This window comes from Rheinheimera sp. (assembly GCF_037442345.1).
GTDB lineage: Bacteria > Pseudomonadota > Gammaproteobacteria > Enterobacterales > Alteromonadaceae > Pararheinheimera.
Genome location: NZ_JBBIQL010000017.1, coordinates 27,890 through 44,821 on the forward strand (window position 1 = coordinate 27,890; position 16,932 = coordinate 44,821).

A 16,932-nucleotide genomic window follows, 5' to 3' on the forward strand; every position below is an offset into this window, starting at 1 on the left:
ATAGAACACAAAGACAACACAGACAAAGGCTCTGACTGCAATGGCAGCACAGAGCCTGATCTAATCGCATCGACCAGTGAAGCGGCCTGCGGGCGACCACTTAATATGCCAGGGTAAAACGCTGGTTCTGGTGAGCGGGCTGCTCGGCTTCATCCAGCATCGCCACCGCGTAATCACCGTTGGAAATACGGCTGTTGCCTGCTCCGTCCATCACTAACTGATCCTTACCTAACCGGAACTGGCCGGTTTTTTTGCCAGGGAAAATTTCTGCCGCCGGTGACAGGTAGCTCCAGTTCAGTGCGGTCTCGCCTTGCAATTGCTGCAACGCATAATAGGCACCTTCAGCACTGCCGCGGTACTGTGCAGGAAAGTGTGGACTGTCGATAAGCCGGCTGCCATCCGGTAATTGCAGTGATGCGGCCCCGCCAACCACCAGAACTCGTGGTACTGCGGCTGCTTTTACTGCGTGCAGAATGCTGTCAAAACCCCGGCGATAGTACCCCGCTACGTCCGCGTCCTTATGGCCACTGAAAGCGCTTATGAGTAAGTCAACACCGGCGAAAGCGGCCGTCAGCGCCTTGGTATCAAACACGTCCACCGCCTGCACTGTCAGGCCCGGCTCTGCCACCAGTTTGGCCGGGTTACTGACCAACGCCAGTACCTGATGACCTCGGGCCAGTGCTTCAGTCCGGATGGCAGAACCAATAAAACCTGAGGCACCAATTAATGCAATTTTCATCTTAAGTCTCCACTGATGGTTGAATTGCCCCTATTGTCCGGATTTTTATTGATTTAAAAAACAGCAAAAACAATAATTCACTGTTATTAAATTTAGAACAATGATTGCTATGGACTCACTGGATTTAAACGCATTACCGGTATTTTTTGCCCTTGCCGGCAACCGGAGTTTTACCGCAACGGCCCAGCAGCTGGGGCTGACCAAAACCAAAGTCAGCCTGAAAATTAAAGCGCTGGAACAGCAGTTAGGCGTGCAGTTATTTCGTCGCACCACCCGGCAAGTCAGTCTGACCACGGCAGGTGAACAGTTGTATCAGCACACGGCACCACTGATGAGTAACCTGCAGCAACAGCTGTGGTCTGTGCAGCAAGGAGAACAACAACTTGCCGGCAGCCTGTGTATCAGTGCGCCAGAAGATTATTGCCGCGAAGTGCTGGTCCCATTACTGGCAGAGTTTGCTGCTTTGCATCCGGCACTGCATATAGAGCTGAAAAGCAGCGACCAGGTGAAAGACTTGATCAGAGAAGGCATCGATCTGACGGTCCGGGTTGGCTGGTTAAAAGACTCCAGCCAGAAAGCCCAGCGCATCGGTCATTTTGAACAATGGCTGGTGGCAAGCCCGGCATATTTGCAGCGTCATGGCGAACCCAAACAGCCTGCTGATTTGGCCGAACATGCATTTATCAGCTTTAGTCTGCTGCCCTCCCCCCTGCTCTGGAGCTTTCAACAAGGGGAAAAATTGCAACAACAGCTGATGAAATCCCGTTTCAGTGTCAACAGCTCTGCTGCTGTCAGCGCTTTGGTGTTACAAGGCGTCGGTTTAGGAGTGCTGACGCATTACAGTGCAGGCCCTTTAGTGGAACAGACTAAGCTGGTAAGGCTTTTAGCCGACTGGCAATTACAGGACGGCGGCATTTATCTGGTGTACCCGCCGGGCGATCACAGGCCCGCCAAGGTACGGCTTTTTGTGCAGTTTTTACGGCAGCGTCTGGGTGGCCAGTTCTGAGATTCCGGATAAAAAAAGCCGGGCATTTGAGCCCGGCAAAAAACAGGTTTTCAGCAACAAGTTGCGCTTGCGCGCCAAAGGGGATTATTTCAGATAAACAGCGCTACTCAGGTTCAGAGCCTGGCCCATTTTTGCCAGAAAAGCATTGAGACGACGAACCAGCAGCAGAGCAGTAACGCGACGCTCTGAAGCGTGAGTAGCATTGCTTGTTTCAACTGTGGTGTTCAAAGTGTTCATAGCCAACCTCGTTTAGTCTGAGTAAGTTGTTTCATCCGGAAACGTGGTTATTGTGCTGAAATTTCAGCCAGTTGACTAACGAATTAAATTGCAACTTCGCATTAGTTTATTTAATGCTTTAACTTCAGCATGAATCAGCTGCCGTTCAGTTTCAAAAAGCATATTTTTAATCTCATGCAAAAAAACGCTCAACTAATACAACTACAATGAATAACTTATGCGACAACCCTGCATAAAAATGAATTTATACGGCTGTTTAGCCTATTTTTATGCAGGTTATTATATAACCGCTTTAATTAGTTCAGATAACTCAAAACCCCTGAGCAGACATACAAGCCCCATACGCTGCTGTTAAGCTTAAGCGGCCTGAGCTGCGTTCTCGTCAGTGCCGACAACGGCCAGCTTGTCTTTGGTTTTTTCGGCCTGAGTCTCTTTACCTGCAGTTTTGTCTTTGGCTGTTTTAGTTTTCTGGTTCAGGCACACCAACAGGTTGTCTTTATTTTTTGCCAGATAGAGCGCCAAGTCGTCTTGCTGACGCTCATCGCTTAGCAGCTGGCTTTGCCCCAACAGCACAAAAAGCTCATCAGCCAGATCCAGCATACGGTCATATGCGTCGGCCTCAGTCTTGCTGCTAAAGGTCATTTTCTCCACTCCGTTTCGTTCAACAATGTACTTTGTAATAACAGCCATCACACACCCCCTGATTAATTAACTGTTATTTTATACAGTGAACACTGTTTATTTGTCCAGTATTTTTCTGCAAATATTTCATTCCTGCCACAGCACTTTTGCCTTAGCATAAGAAAAAAGCTTAGGGAGTTGGGTATGGCAGTGTGGCTATCAGAGCTGTGGGCGGAACGCAGATTGGCAGAAAACAGCCAGCGACCGAACGATCACCGCACCCCATGGCAACGGGACAGAGCCAGAATTCTGCATTCAGCGGCCTTTCGCCGCCTGCAGGCCAAAACTCAAATCATGAGTGTGGGTCAGAACGATTTTTATCGCACCCGGCTGACCCATAGCCTGGAAGCGGCACAAATAGGCACGGCCCTGGTGGCTCAGCTCAGAGTGCAACAAACAGATGAGCCACTCAGCAGGCTTATCAGCGACGACAGCCTGATGGAGGCCTTGTGTCTGGCCCATGATTTAGGCCACCCGCCTTACGGACATGGCGGTGAAAAAGCGCTGAATGCCTGCATGCTGCACTATGGGGGTTTTGAAGGCAATGGCCAGACTTTACGTATTGTCGGCAAGCTGGAACCCTACACGGCCAGCGGAGGCATGAATTTAAGCCGACGCACCTTATTGGGCTTGCTGAAATACCCGATAGTGCAGCCGTCGCTGCAAAGCGATACGGCACTCGCGGTTAAACCAGTCAAAGCCATTTATCAGGCCGACGCCGATTTACTGGATTGGATACTTGCCCCTTTATCGGCCGCCGATAAAGCCCTGTTTCAGCAAACAGAATCTCTGACCAAAGCACCTTTTATAAAATCCGTGCATAAGTCGTTGGATGCTTCTGTGATGGAACTGGCGGATGATATTGCCTATGGTGTGCACGATCTGGAAGATGCGGTCGTGACAGGCACAGTCACCCGTCAGCACTGGCAGCACTTAGTGGAGCCGCAGTCCGATCAGCTGGGTGGCAAGATGGCCGCAGAGCTCGGCCTGATCGCCGATAAATTATTTATGAACGAGCATCATATCCGCAAGGACGCGATTGGCGCTTTGGTGAATCAGCTGATCACCAGTGTTGAGCTCTGTATCAGCCTGCCGGAAGCCACAGACCCCTTGATCCGTTACAATGCCCGCCTGCCGCAAGCACAGCAGCAACTATTGAACCTGCTGAAGAGTTTTGTTTATGAGGCGGTGATCTGTGCTCCGGATGTGCAACGCGCTGAATTTAAAGGCCAGCGTATCGTCAGGGATCTGTTTGAGGCCTTCACTGCCGAAGCTGAACGGTTGCTGCCCGCCAATACCAAACACCGCTGGCAACAGGCACAGGATGAGCAGGCCAAAGCCAGGGTGATTTGTGATTATGTGTCCGGCATGACAGACGAGTATGCCCTGCGTATGCATCAACAGTTATTTAGCAGTTAAGGCCAGATGTCACAGTTGAACAGTAAAGGATAAATCAGTGCGACCTTCTTCTTTGCGGGTGCAGGCCGGGCCAGACGCTTTTGCCCGCCTGAGCCAACATGGCCTCTGCCCCGACGATATTTCTTTGATGCTCGGCGCCAGTGGTGGCCCCAAATGGTTTGTATTGTATGGGCTGGATCGTTATCTGGCCGGTGAGTTTTTTCACGGCAGGCAACACAGTCTGCAGTTACTTGGCAGTTCAGCCGGTGCCTGGCGTTTTGGTTGCTTAAGCCAGCAGAACCCAGTGGCGGCCATTGACCGCTTTGCCAACGCTTACAGCACTTTGTGTTACCCCAAAGATGCCGGCATTGACCTCATCACGTCCATATCAGCCACAGTGATGGACGCTATCTACCCGACAGATGCTGAAGTGGATCAGGTACTGCACAACCCTGTAGTGAAACTGAACCTGCTTGTGGCCCGTCAACATCAGCCGCACCAGCCAAAGCCAAGCCAGCAACTGACGCACTTGCTGCTGGCCGCAGGTGCCAACCTGCTCAGCCCCAAACTGCTGCATAAATTTTACCAACGCGTGGTGTTCAGCGCGCCCGGGCAGCCGTCCTTATTCAGTCAGGTGCCGCACGAACGGCAAACCCTGACCCGAGAAACCCTGCGCCCGGCGCTGATGGCGTCCGGCTCTATTCCGCTGGTGATGCACCCGGTGCTGAACCCCGCCGGGCTACCGCAAGGCGCTTATCTGGATGGCGGTATTCTGGATTACCATATCAGCCTGCCCCTCGACACCGATGGCCTGATCCTCTACCCGCATTTTTACCCTTATCTGGTGCCCGGCTGGTTTGATAAAAGCCTGAAATGGCGGCGTAGCCGCGGCCAACTGCTGAGCAAAACAGTGCTGCTCAGCCCAAGTGACGCTTGGGTGAAGTCCTTGTCACTGCAGAAAATTCCAGACCGGAAAGACTTCAGCCAGCTCACGGATGCCAAGCGGTTAAGTTACTGGGCTGAAGTGCTGGAAAAATCGCAGCAACTGGCAGAGGATTTAAAACAGGGCCATTACCAGCTGGAACCATTACGCTGACTTCAACATTCAGGCACCTCGTTGCCTCAGGATGTCGTAGGGCTCTGTCTGGAAACGGCGCTTTGGCGCAGTACATTCCCCTGCCCGTGGCGCTGCACTGCATTGCCGCTTTGATTGCGGCCGCTACTTTGCTGTCAACCAAAGTGCGGGTCTGAACGACCCGCCGCTGGCTGTGACCTTAGTCAGCGTTGACTGCCAGCTCACGCTGCAAAAACGCAATCATGTCGTTCAATACCACTGGAGCATCCCGTTCAAAACAATGGCCAAGGAATTCGTTACAGCCATTGTCCAGGTAGGCGTGGTTGTACCCCTGGTAAATCTTCAGCTCAGCTTTCTGACCTGCCGCCCGCAATTTTTCGACATAACTGCTGGCCAGCTCCGGGGTGGTCAGCTGGTCTTTGCTGCCGACATGCACAAACTGCGCAGGCAGCCGGCGGACTTTGGCGTCTGGGATCAGGCTGACGGGTGACAAAGCGCGGTAATACTCTGGGTTGTCCGAGCGGTTAATCTCCGGGCCAAAAATGCCACGCGGCTCTGCATTGCCCCATTTCCAGAAGCCATTCTCAGCGGTTTCAAAATTGGCAAAGCCCGCTGCAGTTAAATCCAATGCGCCATAGCTGATCACCGCAGCCTGTACTGATAAATCCAGCTGCTCTGCGGTTTTTCCATCAGGAATGTAGCTGGGCTTGTAGCCGCCAGGGCCTTTGCTGAACCCCTGCTGCGACAATTTGTCCGCAGAAAGCACCACCATAGCCGCCAGATGACCACCAGCGCTATCGCCTGTCACGGCAATACGGGACGGGTCGCCGCCATACCCGGCAATATGCTGTTTTACCCAGGCCACTGCGCCCAGTGCATCTTCGACAATCTGGTTCATGGTGGTGCTGTTGTTATCTGCACTCAGCAAGCGGTAATCGGCATTCACCACCAGCAGCCCGCTATGGCTCGCCAGGTAATGGGCGGTGGAATCCATAATGCTTTTGTTATTCACCAGCCAGCCGCCACCATGGTAAATAATCAGCACAGGCGCTTTGTCTTTGGTGCTGGCCGCTTTATAAATGTCCAGTTTCAGCTCGGTTTGGCCGGCCTGGGTCCAGACCTTGTCTTTGGCCAGTGTCTGAAGTTGTTCAGCCTGTGTCACGCTGCTCAGGCCAAGAAGTACCAGCCAGACTGATACCTTAAGCCATTGGCGCACACTCAGGCCGGCTGTCCGCTGGTTTTGGTGAAACAAATGATGCATTGGATCCCCCTTGTCGATGCTGTATTAAGGCTGGCTGCTCTGCGGCAGGTACTGACTAATCTGCCATTGCTTGCTGGCCGGGTCCAGCCGTAACTGGTATCGGGCCAGCTTTTTCAGTTTTTCACCATAACGGGTTTCACCAATTTCAGTGCTGAATTTCTGCATCTCGGCCAGCTGCTGCTGGCCCTGACTGGCATTTTTCAGTGATTCATCCAGCTTAAAACGGGCGGTTAAATCCTGCTCCAGCCCCTGCTGATCCAGCAGTTGTTCCACCAGATAACTGACTTCCACTTCTTTGGTCTGGTCATCCAGCTCCGTCACGTTTTGCACCCGAACCTGACTGATCCCAATCCACTCTTTGGGCACAGGCCCAAAAAAACGTTGCTCAAGCAACTGCTGCATTTGCCGATCATCCGGCGTTTTGCCGCAGCCTTGCAGCAGCACTACTGCAAGCAGTAACGCCCATAAGGTTAATGTTGAAGAAAAGCTCAATTTCATTCGTCGTTTCCTGAAAAGGTGTGGGAAGCGCCACTTTGGTTTCGATCACAGGTGTCATTTTTCATACTTAGTGTCATCGCTTTGAAGTCTTTGAATGGCCATCATAAATCTATTCCAACGAATCTAACTATTGGTAAATCTCGTTTGGTTGGCGTCATCTGTAGTTCGGTTATTTATCTGTCACTCTTCAAAATAGTCACTGTCAAACTTTGGAATTCTGACAACACGGGTCGATACGCCCACTTCATGGTCAATCATCAGTTCAGCAAGTTTAATCCCGTCGACTAAAACAATCTTTTCAACTGATTTGGCAAACTCGACGGCTTGAGCGGTATAGGCTGAAGTGGTGATAAACACTCCTTTGCTGGCACGCTGACCAGCCAAAGCACCATAAAAACCCTGAATTTCCGGGCGCCCTACGCTGCTTTGCCAGCGTTTCGCCTGCACATAGACCTTTTCCAATCCCAATTTATCAAGTGAGATCACCCCATCAATGCCACCGTCACCGGAGCCACCGACGCGCTGCAAATCATTTCGGTTAGCGCCGTATCCCATCTTATGGAGCAAATCTAACACGATGGTTTCAAAGTAAGTTGGGCTCACCTTGGCGAGAGTTTCCAATAAGTCCGCAGCTACGCTTTCTCGCATTTCTTTCACTGCTGTGCCTAAACGCTCTTCTGGGCTAGCCGTTTCTACTGCAGGAACGTTTTTGATGGGCTTCGGAATTGGAGTTGTTGTGGATGTTGCATCTTTTAACCTTACGTCCATATAGCCAAACGCTAAATCAGCTACTTGCCCTTCTGACAGCGGGCCTGCATTAGTCGACGCAAATAATTTTCCTTCATCTGTTAAACACCAAACTCCCCGCCTGGCAGAGCTCGACAGACCCGCACGCTTCAACCGGTCATGTGCCCAGCCTATGCGATTTTTATATACCTGTTGTGCTTGACTGGGTAATAACTCAGCGCGCTCTTCTTCCGTTAATTGCATCGCATCAGCAGCTGCTTCATAAACTTCACGCGCAAGGGCACCATCTGGGCGGGTTGCCAAAAACCGCAGTACAGGTTCAATAAAAAGATCGTAGGTTGGAATTGCCATTGTATATCCGCTCACACAGTTGGTTGCCAAGGTGCTACATAAATTTCATCATAACTTGTCACCTGAATGGGTTTGATTCCCACGCTCCCCAGAAACAGTTGTTGACCCGCTTGAAGTGACGATTCATTGCAATAAATAAAAAACGCTTCACGGCGCTGATTTGGGAATTTTTTGAAGAACTTTGCCCGTTCGATCAGTAGCCAACGCAAGAACACTTCGGTGACTTCCAGGCCTAGACCAAAGATAAATAAATCGTTCTGGAAAATTGGGTTTAGCCAAGTATGGCGGCCAGGCCATTTGCTGAAATCGGCTTTACTGAACAATCTGTTGCCTGATTTGTGCAACATCGGCCGTACGCGCTCAACAGAGCCCATATAATCGGACAATCCCAAGCGAATACTACGCTTGTAATGTTGCATGCCGTTGATATGCCAAATGGCAAATTCGTTAGCGGTATCAGAAATAGGTTTGGCTGCGTAGTAACTGCCCCAAGGGTAGAAATCAGTGAACGTATATGCTTTTAACCGTTGTAGTTTTAAGCCAAGCGCATCTGATAAGGTATTTTCAAAGTTAGTCGTCAGAATTGGACATTTTTTGTCCTTGGCCCATTGCACAATGTTGCGATGGTGCTCCTTGGATTGCCAATGTGCCATGCCCTCACAGAATTCGGCTTGCAAACTTTTGCTCTGTCGCGCCATTTTTAAGTCGAGCACATCATAGAATTCTGTCAGTGATATCCCTTCCAAAGCTTTATCGTCGACATTACCAATTCGACTTTGCCACAGCTCTAGTAAGAGCTGTTTCCAACTGCTTGCACCATCGGCTGCGTTAAATAAATTCACGCCATTGCCAATGATCAGCGCGGGTTTTAGCCCAGGCTTTCGTAATAGCGCTTTGAAATCCATTCCCATTGTTCATTATTCCGTTTACATCTGAGTTTACTGAGTATGTTCTAGCAGCTATATGCTAATTGTCATGCTTTAGCCTTGGCTTTTTTCGCTAACTTTGCCCGCTCGGCTTTGATTTTGGCCAGTAACGCCTCAGCGCTATTGTCGCCGCTAATGAGATCGGAGTTGGCGGCTCGCCAATCGGCGGTGAGTTCACCACGGAATGCTTTGGCGAGAATGGATTGGGTGAGGTTATTCACCCGCGCTAAAGCGGCATTGGCTCTTTGTTCTATGCTGTCGGCGAAGGCGAATAGCTGTTCTACCCGGCGGACGATTTCGGTTTGTTCTTCCCTAGAAGGTAATGCAAAAGCAAGTTCATTCAATACTGTTAAACTCAAAAATGGTTGAGCACCACCTCTGGTCTGTTCATCAAAAATTCTCTGCTTTTGAGAATCGAAGAAGCATTTTAGATACTTACCTATAATGAAGCTTGGACGTTTTATTATCGCAATATTTTTGAAACTAAATTCGAAATCCACATCCACTAAGACGTTATTCCCTGTACCTGCACCGATATTTACAACAAGTAAATCATCACGCTCCGGAACACATTTCAAGTACAACTCCCTATGTTCTTTTTCCGAAATATAGCGTTTCTCAGAAAAATCCAAAAATCCCACGGTTAAGTCTTTCGCCATTATGTAGGGAAATCCCTCATTAAGGACTTTTGGTGTATTGTGCGCCCCATCTGTAATTTTTAATGCAAGATTTCCAAGGCGAAACCACTGCCAGGAATCTGGGATTTCAAATGGAATTTCTTCTGTGTTGGCTATTTTTGAATGTTTAGTCTCACGAATACCTCTTAACTTGCGCTCTTCAATTGCAATCTGTGAATAATCTCGGGGCTCGATTGAAGCATTAGATCGCCACTCCTCGCTCAATTTTCCGGAGACTGCGGCGGCGAGGACGGATTGGCGGAAGCTTTTTAGGATTTCGGGGATGCGCTCGAGGCGGGCTTTGGTGTTGTCAACCTGTGCCAGCAGGGTGTCCAGTTTTTCGGCTATTACTTTTTGTTCTGCTAGTGGGGGGAGCGGTAATCTAATAGCGCGAATGGCGTCCTGTGATATGTTGCGCATTGATAACTGGTTGCCAGTTGCTAAGCTCTCAATCTGAATACGGGCATCCTTCGAGTTTAAATATCGAAGCACCAACGGTTTTAATAAATTATCTATTTCTAAACGCAGAACCTTATCACTTAGGTACAAATTCTTAGATAAATTTTTAACCATCACACAGGCGCCAACTAGTTCTAGGGTGTTTGCTCTTGAAATAAGAAGGTCGCCGATATCGATCTTATGACTAGATTGCAGATGGTCAGTACTTAGTAATGTTTTACTCTCATTTTCATTAAATTCCCCCCATGTAACTGCACTAATCTTAATTAAGCCTTTCTCTTGCAACTGAGGTGGTCTTTCATCGCAACGGACACTTTTCCCTGTTTGAATTCCTGTTAAAAGGTCACCAAGAGCACAATTTTGCCAATCTAAGGGCAGATTCACCTCCCCCATCACACCGCCCCTTCCAAAGCCTTTAACAACGCATCCAACTCACTCAGCGCCGCTTCCAACTCTTCTTTCGCCTCGCGTGCCAATACATCTGGCTCTGGTAAATTCGCCGCATCCACACTGTCTTTGTCTTTTAGCCAGCTGATATCCAGCGAGTCGCCTTTATGTTCTTTAATCCACTCGCGGCTGAATTTGCGCCAGCGGCTATGGGCTAAACGCTCGTCGACGCCCTGGTTTTCATCGGTTGCAGCCACTTCTACCCGCTCGGCGTCAAAGCTGTATTCGCCCTCGATTCGCGGGCTTTGACCGTGCGGGTCGTCGCCGTAGACTTTTTCAAAGGCACCTAGATGTGGGTCTTGCCCAAAGCAGTCATCAGTAAAACCTAACGAGGCATTACCAAAGGGTGTGCGTTTACCAAAACTTGGCATATTGGTGCGAAGGTCGTAGACCCAGACGTGTTCGGTGCAGTTTTCGCTTTGGTATTTATCTTTGGCGCTGCCTTTGCTGAAAAACAGCACGTTGGTTTTCACGCCCTGGGCGTAAAAAATACCGGTCGGCAGGCGCAAAATAGTGTGCAGGTTGCACTTGTGCATTAAATCGCGGCGCACCTCGGTGCCAATGCCTGCTTCAAATAACACGTTGTCGGGCAGTACCACGGCGGCGCGGCCGCCCGGCTTTAAGTTGCGGTAAATATGCTGCAAAAAGGCCAGCTGTTTGTTGCTGGTTTTAAAAGTTAAATCGTCACGGGTGTTGCTGGCTTCGCCGCCTTTGCTGGTGCCAAAGGGCGGGTTGGCCAGAATGATATCGGCGGCTTTGAGGTTTTTACCGGCATCACCTAAGGCATTGCCTAAATGCACCACGCCGTCATCGTCGCCCTCCATGCCATGCAGCAGGCAGTTCATTAAGGCTAAGCGGCGGGTGCCGGGGACAAGTTCAACACCAACAAAGGCCTGGTTTTTCTGAAAGGCCTGCTGGGTGGCCGTTAAATCGTATAAATCGTCAGTGTGCTGTTTCACATAGCTATCGGCGGCAATTAAAAAACCCGCGGTGCCAGCCGCCGGGTCTTGTACTACTTCACCGGCTTGTGGTTTTAAACAGCGCACCATGCTGTTAATCAGTGCGCGTGGCGTGAAGTACTGGCCAGCGCCGGATTTAGTTTCGCCAGCGTTTTTCTCCAGTAAGCCTTCGTATAAATCGCCAAGGCCGTCTTTTTGCGCACTAAACCAGTCGATTTGATCGAGGTTTTTTATCATCTGCTCTAAATGACGTGGCTCACGCAGGCGGGTTTGGGCGTCGGCGTAGATGGCACTAATCAGCTGATCTTCATGCACCTGGACTTCAATAGTTTTACCAGGCTCTTTTGGATCTGCTTCAAGCCGCTTGCCAGTCGACAAAGCCAGCAAGATAGATTTGTAGTTATTTAGAAGGTTAATACCGGATTTGCTGTTTAAATCGCTCCAGCGGCAGCCTTCAGGTAATGGGTGTTTTTTTAAGGTGCCAGCTTCGGTGTTTTCATGCACCATTTTGATAAACAGCAACAGGACGAGTTCGGTGACGTAATCGCTGTAGTTAATGCCGTCGTCACGCAGCACGTCACAGAGGTTCCAGAGTTTTTGCACGATGTCGTTGTTGGTCATAGGGGACTCTATTGGTAACAATCAAGGTTAGCCATGTGCTTTTAACAAATCGCACAGTGGTTGGTTAATGTAATAATTGCCGCGGCCAATTTTCTGCTTCTGTAAAAAGCCATGTTCAACCAGCAATTCCAGGTATTTGGTGGCAGTAATGCGGCTAACGCCTAAATCCTCGACCAGAAATTCAATTTTGGTATAAGGGTGGTAAAACAGATTGTTTAGCAATTCCTGGCGGTAAATTTTCGGCAACTGCTCGCGCAAGCGGTGTTTTACGCCTTGCATCAAGGCTTTCATCTGGGTGATAAGCGTAATGGTGTCCTGTGCCGTCTCAATAATGCCGTCCAACATGTACAGCAGCCAGGGTTCCCAATTGCCAGTTTCGCGTACCTGCTGCAACTGCGTGTAGTAATCGGCTTTATGCAGAATGATAAAGCGGCTTAAATACAACACCGGCAAATTCAGTAAGCCCTTGGCTACTAAATACAAAATATTGATAATTCGGCCTGTACGGCCGTTGCCATCGTAAAAGGGATGGATACTTTCAAACTGGTGGTGAATGATCGCCATTTTCACCAGCGGATCGGCGTCACACAGGCTGTCGTCATTGATGTATTGCACTAGATTGGCCATCAATTGGCTAATTTCAGCGCCATGCTGCGGTGGTGTATATACCACTTCGCCGGTGCGGGCGTTTTTCAGCGCAGTGCCAGGCAAGCGGCGTAACCCGGCTTGGTTATGCTCAAGTTGTTGCTGCACCGCTAAGATGTCATCAAGCCGGATCAGGCTAGTACGCCGGACCGTAGCAAAAGCTTGTTTCAGCGCAAACACATAGTCTTGTACTTCTTTGGCGGCCGGGTTGGTCAGTGCTTCGGCAAACAGGTTGGCTTTGTACAACTCGTCATGCGTGGTGACAATATTTTCTACTTCCGAGCTGTCTTTGGCTTCTTGCAGTGCCAAGGTGTTAATCAGAATGGCTTCATTGGGAATACTGGCAGCAACACCTTTTAATTCGGCCAGATACCGATGGGCCTCCGCTGTTTTTTTTAACACAGCGCGGGTTTCCCAGCGGGCAATGTCAGCCAGCGGCAGCATGGGTAAGCTGTTATGCATACAAAGTGGCCTTTTTTATCTATGTCGCAGGCAATATATATATAAAACGAAGTAATTTATATATTACGAACTCTATTTGCATACAAAAGTAGAAAAACTATACATATACCCGTCGTTCTTGAAACTGTGGCTTTGTTGGCTACGCCATTTCGCCCGCAACTTCAAGATGCAAAATTCAGCGGGAGATAAAAACGCTTTAAGCACTTTGATGAAGCCACATCGCTTCAGATAACTCAGCCAGCACCTGGTCAAGCTGGTTATCCAACACCACATTGAGCCGCTTCGCACCACCGTCGTTGGCAAAACAGTTGTTGACGAACTCGCGGTCAACCACCACTTCATGCACTAACTGTTTAGCGAGCCGTTCTAACCATTTGCGTTGGTTCGAATTGAAGTTGTGTTGTTTGTACAGCCGCTGCATGGCATTGGCCACCCGCTGTTCAAAAGGTAGCAACGGCTCACCGAGCGCCGCCCGTCGAATATGGCCAACAATACTGGCTGCAATGTCTTCTTTGGTTTGACCACGCACGGCAGATCGCAAGGTTGCCTCAGAAAACCCGGCACTATCGAGCATCAACTTTACTTCTTTGAGCTGCTCGCGGGTTAAATCCCGTGGTTTGTTTACCACCACCGCAAGTGCCACGGATTGATTGAGTTGTGCTTTGATAAACTGCTCAAAGCTTTCTAAGTAATCCTCCGGCTTTTGATATTTGCCATAGTTTTGTTCATGCACCACCAGTTCGTCATAGTGATCAGACAATACCGGCTGATACAGCGAGCCAATCAATTGGTTGACGGCGTTCAGCTGGTTTAACAACCCGCTATGTTGCTGAATAAATTTGGCAGCTTGGGTCGGGCCCATTTGTTTTAAATGGGTGTGCAGGTTTTTCGGTTCAACGCCCCACAGGTTTTGTAGCTCACTGAGTTTTTCTTTCAGCGCTGGCTTTTTGTCGGCTTTGTTTTCGGCTTTACGTAGTACACGCATTAGTTTTTGACTGAGCTGACTTAACACAACGTCGGCATGTGTTTGGCCCTGTTGTTCACCTGGGGTTGCCAGCGCTTGCTGTAATTTTTCAGGGCTCACCAATTCGTCGACTAATTGCTCTATGGTGATATTGGGGTCTTTGACCAGCGGTTTCATGGTATTGACGTCTTGCAGCGTGGCGTAAATATCCACCGGGTCGTAAATACGAAACACGGTTTTGCCGATTTCATCACAGCGTCGTGTCGCACGGCCAATCATCTGCTCGTACAAAATGCGCGATTTAACCCGGCGCATAAATACCAGATTACAGATTTTCGGCACGTCGATGCCTGTGGTCAGTAAATCAACAGTGATGGCGATATTGGGGTAACGCTCGTTTTTGTACTGACGGATTAACTGTTCCACTTTATCGCTTTGACCGGTGATTTTGGCCACTGCTGCTTGGTTGTAATCACCGTTGTAGAGCTCTTTAAACGCCTCGTCTAACAGGCGTTTGACCATATCGGCATGCAAGTCGGTGGCGCAAAAAATCATGGTTTTTTCATCGCCAAAGGGGTCGAGCTCTTTGGCCAGTTGGTTACAAATCACCCGGTTAAAGTTTTCGTTGATCACCCGACGGTTAAAAGCATCCACCTCAAAATTAAGTTCGTCTTCAAGATCGGCTACTTCAATTTCGCCGGTTTGGGTGTTGATGGCCTGTACCTTTGCACCTTTTTCAAATTTGATGCCGTTCTGAGTGAGCAAAGTTTCAAAGCGGATCGGCGGCTCGTGATCAATCAGCCAGTCATCGGCCACAGCTTCGCGATACGAATAGGTGTACACCGGTTTACCAAAAATCTCGCTGGTATGCTTGGCTGGCGTGGCGGTGAGCGCTACTTTGAAGGCATCAAAATAATCGAGCACGCGCCGGTAGCTGGATAGGTATTGCGCCGCATCCCGGGTTGCCAGTTCACCGTCTGTCATTTCCTGATCCAGCGTGTAACCACGGTGCGCTTCGTCGATGATGATGCAGTCGAATTGGTCAAGCGCCGGCGGGTTATCGCTGATAAAGATGCGTTTGACCATAGCTTGCACTGTGGCCACCTGCACGCGGGTTTCAGCTTCGGCGGCCATATCGCCCAGTTCAGCGATATTGTAAATCTTTGACAGCGTGTGGTTTTGCTCCAGCGGTGCCTCATGGAAGCTGTCTAACGCTTGTTGGCCGAGCGCTGTTCGGTCGACCAAAAACAAAATTCGTTTAAAGCGCTCAGTTTTTAAAAACCTGTACATCAAACCAATAATGGTGCGGGTTTTGCCGGTGCCGGTCGCCATGGCCAGCAAGGCAGTCGGCCGGTTTTGGGCAAGCACTTTCTCTACCGCTTCAATGGCTTTTTTCTGATATTCACGAACCTTCAGGTAGCCAAAAGGTTCCTTTTGCAGTTGTTTCTCTGCCTCTTCCTTGCTGCGTTTCAGCAGGTCGGTTAAACCCTCTGGGGTATGGAAACCCTGTAAGGCCCGTTTGAGGTTACTTGGCGAACGGATATCACGAAACCAGGTGCCGGATTGCTCGGCCAATTGTGGTACATAAGGCCGGCCGTTACAGGAGTAGACAAACGGCACTTGATAATGGCCACTCTGGCCATCTGACCAGGCGGAGGTTAAACCAGCCAATTGCCAGGCGCTGGTTTGCGCTGAAGCCAGTTGGTAACCGCGGCTGTAACGTTCAGCCTGATCGATTTTACCGGCGACGTTGACGTTCTCTTTTTTCGCTTCAACCACGGCAATTGGCGTAAGGCCAGCAAAGAGCACGTAATCAGCCCGACCTTTTTCGCCGTTAAGTGAAGTTGGCCATTCTGCAATGGCTTTATTTTTGCCTTTTTCCGGTCGGTCGCCGTTTTTAAAAGTCAGTGCTTCGCTGTCCGCTACCCAGCCAGCTTCTTTCAGTTGCTGGTCAATCAAAATACGGGTAAGCGCTTCATCCAGCACAATATGCTGGGTTGCTGCCTGAGTGTTTTTGTTCAGAGTCTGCCGTTGTTGCGCCTGCGTTTGCTCATCTTTCTGTGAAAGCTGAGATTGCAGCGCTTTGATTTTGGCTTCGTACTCAAGCTGCTGCTGCGCCAATGCCTGCTCGTGCTGCGCCGATTGCGCTGCTAACGCCCTCGCCTCTGCATCCATCGCAAATGACAGCGTTTCATATTCAGTCTTTTCTTTGGCGATGAGCTCGTTTAGCTGCTTGCTGGAACTTAAATCGATACTGGCTTGCTGTAACTCCGCTTTGACTTTGGCAATTTCAGCTTGCAGGTCACGCAGCTGTTGGCTCGGGTCGACAGGTGCTACAAAAGGGCTCGGTTTAAAAGCAATTCCGGCTTTACCAAAGGACTGATGAAACCAAATCGCCAGTTTGCGGGCAACCATTAAGCCGTTGATGGCTTCTTTATGCGGTGTTTTGAACTGGTGGGTTGCCTTATTTCCCTCGATGCGTAGCGTATGAAAAAGCTCACGCACCACAGGCTCCAGCTTTAATTCACGGTTGAGTTTGTAAAGCAGATCAGCCTGCGTGGTGTGCTGGTCAAAATCAACGCCCGCCAAAACAGCAATATGCTGGGCCAAGGCTTCACCCAACTGGCGCAGTTTCATCAAAGTGGTATTGGGGTCGCTGGGAAAGGCACGCTCAGCAGCAGCTGCAAGTTCGGTAAACAGCGAGTCGTGTTCGCTCAGAAAGTCAAAATTTGTGCTGTGATTTGCCAACGTCACTGTCTGCAACCCCTTTTGTCGTATC

General features: G+C 49.7%; 14 protein-coding genes. 3 read left to right on the forward strand and 11 right to left on the reverse strand.

Annotated features, from left to right (window positions below; translation table 11 throughout):
• Positions 1-100: 100 nt before the first annotated feature.
• Positions 101-739, reverse strand: coding sequence for an NAD(P)-dependent oxidoreductase (locus WKJ04_RS11730; protein ID WP_337880590.1), 639 nt, complete (start codon positions 737-739; stop codon positions 101-103).
• A 109-nt stretch (positions 740-848) separates the two neighbouring features.
• Here WKJ04_RS11730 and WKJ04_RS11735 point away from each other — a divergent pair, with 109 nt between their 5' ends.
• Positions 849-1,745 carry a LysR family transcriptional regulator gene (locus WKJ04_RS11735; RefSeq protein ID WP_337880591.1) on the forward strand — a complete coding sequence of 299 codons (897 nt, stop codon included), beginning with the start codon at positions 849-851 and terminating at the stop codon, positions 1,743-1,745.
• Positions 1,746-1,829: 84 nt separating this feature from the next.
• Here WKJ04_RS11735 and WKJ04_RS11740 read toward each other — a convergent pair whose 3' ends face one another.
• Both WKJ04_RS11740 and WKJ04_RS11745 read right to left on the reverse strand, forming a co-directional pair.
• Positions 1,830-1,982 (reverse strand): hypothetical protein, encoded by a 153-nt coding sequence (locus WKJ04_RS11740; protein ID WP_337880592.1) that lies wholly within the window; start codon positions 1,980-1,982, stop codon positions 1,830-1,832.
• Positions 1,983-2,339: 357 nt separating this feature from the next.
• Entirely contained in the window at positions 2,340-2,672 is a 333-nt protein-coding gene (locus tag WKJ04_RS11745) for a YebG family protein (RefSeq protein ID WP_337880593.1), read from the reverse strand.
• 135 nt (positions 2,673-2,807) lie between these two features.
• Here WKJ04_RS11745 and WKJ04_RS11750 point away from each other — a divergent pair, with 135 nt between their 5' ends.
• Both WKJ04_RS11750 and WKJ04_RS11755 read left to right on the forward strand, forming a co-directional pair.
• Positions 2,808-4,082: an anti-phage deoxyguanosine triphosphatase gene (locus tag WKJ04_RS11750; protein ID WP_337880594.1), complete on the forward strand. Its 1,275-nt coding sequence runs from the start codon at positions 2,808-2,810 to the stop codon at positions 4,080-4,082.
• Between the two features lie 37 nt (positions 4,083-4,119).
• Positions 4,120-5,157: a patatin-like phospholipase family protein gene (locus tag WKJ04_RS11755; protein WP_337880595.1), complete on the forward strand. Its 1,038-nt coding sequence runs from the start codon at positions 4,120-4,122 to the stop codon at positions 5,155-5,157.
• Between the two features lie 178 nt (positions 5,158-5,335).
• On the opposite strand, the gene WKJ04_RS11760 is transcribed toward WKJ04_RS11755, so the two are convergent.
• The 8 genes from WKJ04_RS11760 to hsdR all read right to left on the reverse strand — a co-directional run bounded on the left by WKJ04_RS11760 (position 5,336) and on the right by hsdR (position 16,907).
• Positions 5,336-6,397, reverse strand: coding sequence for an alpha/beta hydrolase (locus tag WKJ04_RS11760; RefSeq protein WP_337880596.1), 1,062 nt, complete (start codon positions 6,395-6,397; stop codon positions 5,336-5,338).
• A gap of 24 nt (positions 6,398-6,421) precedes the next feature.
• On the reverse strand, positions 6,422-6,895 hold the full coding sequence (locus WKJ04_RS11765; RefSeq protein ID WP_337880597.1) for a hypothetical protein: 474 nt from the start codon (positions 6,893-6,895) through the stop codon (positions 6,422-6,424).
• 180 nt (positions 6,896-7,075) lie between these two features.
• Positions 7,076-7,993 (reverse strand): restriction endonuclease, encoded by a 918-nt coding sequence (locus tag WKJ04_RS11770; protein ID WP_337880598.1) that lies wholly within the window; start codon positions 7,991-7,993, stop codon positions 7,076-7,078.
• An 11-nt stretch (positions 7,994-8,004) separates the two neighbouring features.
• Positions 8,005-8,898 carry a hypothetical protein gene (locus WKJ04_RS11775; RefSeq protein ID WP_337880599.1) on the reverse strand — a complete coding sequence of 298 codons (894 nt, stop codon included), beginning with the start codon at positions 8,896-8,898 and terminating at the stop codon, positions 8,005-8,007.
• A 68-nt stretch (positions 8,899-8,966) separates the two neighbouring features.
• The gene (locus tag WKJ04_RS11780) at positions 8,967-10,448 is read right to left on the reverse strand and encodes a restriction endonuclease subunit S (RefSeq protein WP_337880600.1); all 1,482 of its coding nucleotides are present in this window, start codon (positions 10,446-10,448) and stop codon (positions 8,967-8,969) included.
• Positions 10,448-12,082, reverse strand: a complete 1,635-nt coding sequence (locus WKJ04_RS11785) for an N-6 DNA methylase (protein ID WP_337880601.1) — start codon at positions 12,080-12,082, stop codon at positions 10,448-10,450. The genes WKJ04_RS11780 and WKJ04_RS11785 overlap by 1 nt, the downstream gene beginning before the upstream one ends.
• Before the next feature lie 27 nt (positions 12,083-12,109).
• Positions 12,110-13,189, reverse strand: coding sequence for a Fic/DOC family N-terminal domain-containing protein (locus WKJ04_RS11790; protein ID WP_337880602.1), 1,080 nt, complete (start codon positions 13,187-13,189; stop codon positions 12,110-12,112).
• A 196-nt stretch (positions 13,190-13,385) separates the two neighbouring features.
• Positions 13,386-16,907 (reverse strand): type I restriction-modification system endonuclease, encoded by a 3,522-nt coding sequence (hsdR, locus tag WKJ04_RS11795; RefSeq protein ID WP_337880603.1) that lies wholly within the window; start codon positions 16,905-16,907, stop codon positions 13,386-13,388.
• Positions 16,908-16,932 lie beyond the last annotated feature (25 nt).